The organism is Puia sp. (assembly GCF_036500295.1).
GTDB lineage: Bacteria > Bacteroidota > Bacteroidia > Chitinophagales > Chitinophagaceae > Puia.
Genome location: NZ_DASYCH010000095.1, coordinates 21,991 through 28,886 on the forward strand (window position 1 = coordinate 21,991; position 6,896 = coordinate 28,886).

5 protein-coding genes are annotated in these 6,896 nt (G+C 55.8%); 4 read left to right on the forward strand and 1 reads right to left on the reverse strand.

Translation table 11 applies throughout. The features are described 5' to 3' along the window. Nucleotides 1–38: 38 nt before the first annotated feature. Nucleotides 39–926, reverse strand: coding sequence for an AraC family transcriptional regulator (locus VGM48_RS18970; protein ID WP_331582002.1), 888 nt, complete (start codon nt 924–926; stop codon nt 39–41). 184 nt (nt 927–1,110) lie between these two features. Here VGM48_RS18970 and VGM48_RS18975 point away from each other — a divergent pair, with 184 nt between their 5' ends. From VGM48_RS18975 to VGM48_RS18990, 4 genes are all read left to right on the forward strand, one after another. Beyond that, complete coding sequence (locus VGM48_RS18975; RefSeq protein WP_331582003.1) at nt 1,111–2,367, forward strand: NAD(P)/FAD-dependent oxidoreductase; 1,257 nt, start codon at nt 1,111–1,113, stop codon at nt 2,365–2,367. Between the two features lie 20 nt (nt 2,368–2,387). Continuing rightward, nucleotides 2,388–4,511, forward strand: coding sequence for a S9 family peptidase (locus VGM48_RS18980; protein ID WP_331582004.1), 2,124 nt, complete (start codon nt 2,388–2,390; stop codon nt 4,509–4,511). An 80-nt stretch (nt 4,512–4,591) separates the two neighbouring features. Then, entirely contained in the window at nt 4,592–5,527 is a 936-nt protein-coding gene (locus tag VGM48_RS18985) for a dihydrodipicolinate synthase family protein (protein ID WP_331582005.1), read from the forward strand. Further along, the coding region (locus VGM48_RS18990) for an APC family permease (protein ID WP_331582006.1) at nt 5,527–6,896 on the forward strand (1,370 nt) is incomplete at its 3' end. The genes VGM48_RS18985 and VGM48_RS18990, both read left to right, overlap by 1 nt.

The following is a 6,896-nucleotide window of genomic DNA, read 5'->3' on the forward strand; positions in this document are numbered from 1 at the left end:
GTCGGACCCATATCCGGCACGATCCGGATGGCTCGGAGCTATTCGGCCACCGCCACTGACTTAAAATAGCTCTCGACGTATTCGCTCGGCGATTTATGCGTCACACTCTTGAAGACCCTATTGAAATTCGTGATACTGTTAAACCCGCAATTGTAAGCAACCGTCGCTATCGAATCATAATTACCGTCGGTCAGCTTCTTGCAGGCTTCATTGATCCGCACCTCGTTGAGAAACGAAACAAACGTATGCAAAGTGTGCTTCTTAAAGTACCGGCAAAAAGCCTGCGGCGTCATATGCGCCTGCCTGGCGACATCCTCAAGGGTGATCGGCTTATCATACATCTGCATGATATAGTTATAGATCGCCCCGATGCGGATGCCCTCATGCTCGCTGTAGGCCGCGGGCTGGGAACAGGAAGACAGCGGCTCAAGCTCCTGGAACGTACTCAGCTGCTTCAGCAGTTCAATGAAATGGATCAGTTGATCGACACCCATGCTGCTCTGGATCTGAAGCATCTTCCTCGATATATCCATCGCATGCGTCGGCGGAACCTTGAAGCCGGTCTGCCGGTTCGCCAGAAAGGCCTTCAGGTTCTTGATCTCGGGAAGCTCGAAGAAGCCATCCAGCTGCCCTTTGACGTTAAAAAAGATATTGAGGGTATGAACCTTCTTCCGGCTCGACGGAGCAAAATAGGAAGGATCGCTCTTGAAGACGTGCGGGAGGTTGACCCCCAGCCAATAGATATCCCCTGCCCGGAACGCATACATGTTGTTCTCGGCGACAAGGGTACCCTCTCCCTGCTGGATCCAGGTCAGTTGGATCTCCTGGTGCCGGTGCAGGTGCGGGTAAAAGTGCGGAAGCTCATCCTTCTGTACGATGACGGTCTTGTCATGCGGCACAGGGATGGTGAATTGCAGTACTTTCATCGCTGTAGAGTTTTGGTGTGGATGGTTATCAAACAGTGTCCTTTGTGTGATGCTTTTATGAATTTACGCAATTTGCAGATATTATCATCGAATTATCAAAATCGGGTAAAACCTGGTTAAAATATGGTGAATTTAGGCTTATATTGGCAAAATTGCCAGTTTCATTAACCCTTATTTTTGTCCAATGAGAAAAAATGTGGTCGTCGTCGGCGGCGGTATCATCGGTTTGAGTTCTGCTTATTATCTTCAAAAAGCTGGTCATCAGGTTACAGTTCTGGATAAATCGGACTTCAGGGATAATTGTTCTTATGGGAATTGCGGCTACGTTTGCCCCAGCCATTTTATCCCCCTCGCAACACCCGGCATCATCCGCCAGGGATTGAAATGGATGCTGAATTCTCAAAGCCCCTTTTATGTTCAGCCCCGGCTCAGCCGTTCGCTCATCGACTGGGGAATGAAGTTCATGAAAAGCGCCACACCCGAGCATGTCGAACGCTCAGCCGCTCCCCTGAAGGACATTGCCGTTCTCAGCCAGTATGAATACGAGAATACCTGGCTCCCGACCCCACACTTCGAATTCGCCTATCAGCATAAAGGATTGCTGGAAATATTTCAGACGGAAGCCGCCGCCGAACATGCCCATCACACCGTCGAAAAGGCCCATCGACTGGGTCTGGATGTCGACCTCCTCGACGCCAAAAGCCTGCAGGAAAAAGAACCCCACACCCGCATCAACGGACTGGGCGCCATCTTCTTCAAATGTGACGCACACCTGTATCCCGATAAACTCATGAAAAGCCTCATCGGCCTCCTCCAGACATCGGGGGTCGAACTCCTTCCCCATGAAGAGGTCCGGCGTTTCGAGACCACCGGCGGCGCCGTGAAACGTCTGGTTACCCCGCTCCATACTTTTGAAGCCGATGCCGTGGTCATCGCCACCGGCTCCTGGAGCCGCGAGATCGCCGCCCTGCTGGACACCCACGTTCCGCTGGTGCCCGGTCGCGGCTACTCGGTGACCCTCGAAGACTCCCCCTGGCGCGTAAACTATCCGGCCATCCTCGTCGAAGGCCGCGCCGCCATAACACCCATGGACGGTAACAAGATCCGCTTCGGCGGGACCATGGAGATCACCAGCACGAATACCCCTCCCCGCTACAACCGGGTACAGGGCATTCTCAATGCAGTGAAACGTTTCTTCCCCGATTTTGACGTCCCCATGCCGCCCCGCGAAAAAGTGTGGTATGGCTATCGCCCCTGTTCGGCAGACGGCCTGCCCTACATCGGCCGGATAAAAAAATACAACAACGTAGTGATAGCGACTGGCCACTCGATGCTGGGTCTAAGCCTGGGTGCAGGCACCGGAAAACTGGTAAGCGAGATCGTGGACGAACAACCCACCAGCATCGATCTGACTCCCTTCGCAGTAGAGCGATTTGACTAAGATCAAAAAACCAACATAACATGCTTCGAAAATTCCTGCTCCTGCAGGTAGGGCTCCTTTTTGCCCTGCTTGTCGCCAACGCACAAACCACGCCTTATCAGCCGTCTCGCACCGAGATCATGGCCCGCTATCACAAAGCCCGCCACCTCGACAGCATCGCCACCCGCTCCATCTTCAAATCCACCATCCGCCCGCACTGGTCCGCCGACGGCGCCAGCTTCTGGTACCGGAACATTTTAAAGGACAGCGTAAAAGAATATATCTCCGTCGACATGATCCACGGCACCCGCAAAAAGCTGGACGCCGAACCAACCGACACCGCTACCCGCTTCACCCGCTTCAAACCCTACACCGGCCGCCGCTGGGCATCGTTCTCAACCGACTCCCTCTCCCCGGATAAACAATTTGTCGCCTATATCCAGGACGGCAACGTCTTCATCCGGCCCGCAAACGGAACCCGCCAGAATGCAACGCCCTATACCGCCAACGGCGACACCGCAAAACCCTATGGTCACCTCGCCTGGTCCCCGGACAGCAAATATGTCGTCGGCTATCACGTCCACCCCATCCGCGACTCCGCCGTCTACTACGTCCTCTCCTCCGTCGCCGGCACCACCCGCGGTCAGCTCCGCCAGCGCCCATATAAACAACCCGGCGACCCCTTCACCACCTACGAGATGTTCCTCTTCCGCATCGAAGGACACAAGACCCAAAAGGTCAACACGCCCATCCTCGACTTCTTCGGCGCACCCGAACTGCACTGGCGCCATGGCGATAACCGTTACTTCACCTTCGAACGGGTAGAACGCGGCCACCAACGCTTTCGCATCATCGAGGTCGACGCCGCGACGGCCGAAACCCGCACCGTCTATGACGAAAAGACAAATACCTTCATATACGAATCCCGCCTCTTTACGGACTATCTGCCAGCAACGAACGAAATGCTCATCACCTCCGAAAAAGACGGCTGGCAGCACCTCTATCTGTTCGATGCCACCACCGGCGCCCAGAAGCAGGAGATCACCCGCGGCCATTACGTCGTGCACACGATTGACAGCGTCGACGCGAAAAAACGCGAGATCTGGTTCTCAGCCTGCGGCATGAACCCCGATGAGGATCCCTACTATATTCATTATTATCGCATCGGGTTCGACGGCCAGCATCTGGTCAACCTCACCCCCGAAAAAGCAAATCACATCCTTACCTTCTCTCCCGACCGGAAGTTCTATCTCGACGCACGCTCGGAGATCAATGTTCCCACCATCATCGAGCTGCACCGCACGGCTGATGGAAAGATGATCCTCCCGCTGGAAACGGCCGATGCCTCCCAATACCTCGCCGCCGGCCTCCACTTCCCCGAGCCCTTCCACGCAAAAGGCCGGGATGGCGTGACCGATATCTGGGGGATCATCGTCCGCCCCGCCGACTTCGATCCGTCAAAAAAATATCCCGTCGTCGAGAACATCTACGCCGGTCCGCAGGACGCCTTTGTACCAAAGGATTTCACCGGCCGCTACGCAGAGATGCAAAGCATCGCACAGCTGGGCTTCATCGTCGTCCAGATCGACGGCATGGGCACCGCCAATCGCTCGAAGGCTTTTCATGACGTCTGCTGGAAGAATCTCGCCGACGCCGGCTTCCCCGATCGGATACTGTGGATAAAGGCCCTGGCCGCAAAATATTCCTATGTGGACACGGCCCGCGTGGGCCTCTACGGTACCTCCGCCGGCGGCCAGAACTCCCTGGGCGGCCTACTCTTCCACAGCGAGTTCTACAAAGCCGCCGTTTCCTCCTGCGGCTGCCATGATAACCGCATCGACAAACAATGGTGGAACGAACAATGGATGGGCTACCCCGTTGGAAAACACTATGATGAACAGTCCAACGTCACAAACGCCTGGCGGCTCCGCGGCTCCCTCCTGCTGATGGTTGGCGAGGCCGACAACAACGTCCCGCCCGAATCCACCTACCGCGTGGCCGACGCACTGATAAAGGCAGGCAAGGCCTTCGAATTCCTTCCCCTGCCTGGGTTTGACCACACCGACGGCGGCCCCTACGGCCGCATCCAACGGCGGGATTTCTTTGTCAGACACCTGCTGGGCGTCGAGCCGCCACACCGGAACGGACCGGAAGCCAATCTGTAAGTGGTTAAAATTCGCGCAGGATTGATTAAAAACGAACATATAAACCAACCCTCTAATAAATACATTTGAAAAAACATCTTATGCCTATAGTTTGGAAAGGCGTCATGCCCGCGCTAACAACGAAATTCACTGCAAAGGACGAACTGGATCTGAAACTCTTCGACAAGAATCTCAAATTCCAGTTGGCCTCCGGTGTCGATGGGATCATCCTTGGCGGTAGCCTCGGTGAAGCCAGCGTTCTCACTACCGAAGAAAAAGAACGGCTCGTAAAATTCGCCGTCGAATCCGTCGCCGGCAAAGTGCCCGTCATCCTTAACATCGCCGAAGGCTCCACCCGCGACGCCCTTCAACAGGCCGCCTACGCAAAAGCTTGGGGTGCACAGGGATTGATGATCCTTCCCCCGATGCGCTATTCGGCCGATCATCGCGAGACCGTCACCTACTTCAAAGCCGTCGCGGATTCCTCCGACCTCCCGATCATGATCTACAACAACCCCGTCGATTATAAAACGGAGGTCACCCTGGACATGTTCGACGAACTGATCGAATGCGCGAATATCCAGGCCGTAAAAGAGTCGACCCGCGATATCTCTAACGTTACGCGGATGATCAACCGGTTTGGCGATCGCATCAAGATCCTCTGCGGAGTCGATACCCTCGCAATGGAAGAGCTGCTCATGGGCGCCGACGGCTGGGTAGCCGGGCTGGTCTGTGCCTTCCCCGCCGAGACCGTCGCCATATACCGCCTCGTAAAAGCCGGGCGCATCGAAGAAGCAATGGCCATCTATCGCTGGTTCCTGCCCGTGCTGGAACTGGACATCCATAGCAAACTGGTCCAATATATAAAACTCGCCGAGGTGCAAACCGGCATCGGCAGCGAATATGTCCGGGCCCCCCGTCTCGCCCTCGAAGGCAAAGAAAGAGAAAGGATCCTGAATGTGATCGGTCAATGCGTGGCCATCCGCCCCGCCTTACCCGACTATCTCTCCATCCGGCTCGAAAATACCTTCGCCTGATGCCCGGAGACTCGTCTTTTAAACAATCGCTTGGCCTCCTCGACGCCACCATGATCGTCGTCGGCTCGATGATCGGCAGCGGTATCTTCATCGTGAGCGCGGATATCACCCGAAACGTGGGTTCTGCCGGCTGGCTCATTCTGATCTGGGCCATCACCGGCCTGCTGACCCTCATCGCCGCTCTCAGCTATGGAGAATTGAGCGGCATGTTCCCAAGAGCCGGCGGACAATACGTCTACCTCAAGGAAGCCTTTAACCCGCTGGTCGGTTTCCTCTTTGGCTGGGCCTTCTTCGCCGTCATCCAGGCCGGGTCCATCGCGGCGGTAGCGGTTGCCTTCGCAAAGTTCACCGCCTTCATCTTCCCCAGCCTCGGCGAACAGCATGTCCTGTTCGATCTCGGGTTTGTTCGCATCACCGCGGCACAGCTGCTCGCGATAGCCCTGATCGTTACGCTCACCTATATCAATACGCTGGGCGTAAAAGAAGGGAAGTTCATCCAGACCGTCTTTACCCTGGCCAAGATCATCGCCCTCGCCGGACTCGTGATCTTCGGCTTCATCCTCGCAGCCAGCAAGGGCATCGCCCACGCTAACTGGAATACCGGCTTCGTCCTGGGCCACCGTGAAGGCGACAACATCGTCCCCTATCTCGGCCTGGCAGGACTCGGCGCCATCGCCAGCAGCATGGTCGGCAGTCTCTTCAGCAGCGATTCATGGAACAACGTCACGTTCATCGCCGGTGAGATCAAACGGCCACAACGCAATATCGGGCTCAGCCTCTTCCTGGGCACCCTGATCGTCACGGCCATCTACGTCTCCACTAACCTGATGTACGTCAACGTCCTCTCCCTGCACGATATCGCCAACGCCGAAAACGATCGGGTAGGGGTCACCGCCTCCCTCCGCATCTTCGGCGCCAGCGGAACCATCGTCATGGCCATCCTGCTGATGGTCTCCACCTTCGGCTGCGACAACGGTCTCATTCTCTCCGGCGCCAGAGTATACTATACGATGGCCAGGGACGGCCTCTTCTTCAAGCGCGTCGGCATGCTCAACCGCAACGCCGTTCCCGGCCGCGGCCTCTGGATGCAATGTATCTGGGCATCCGTGTTATGCCTTAGCGGAAAATACAACGAACTGCTCTCATACGTCATCTTTGTCGTTCTTATCTTCTATATTCTCACGATTCTCGGTATCTTCCGGTTGAGAAAGACAAGACCCGACCTGCCCCGCCCTTATAAGGCGATCGGCTATCCCGTACTGCCGGTCATCTATATCCTGCTGGCAGGCACCATCTGTATCCTGTTGTTTATCTACATCCCGAAATTCACCTGGCCAGGTCTCGGTATCGTCCTTCTCGGTATACCTAT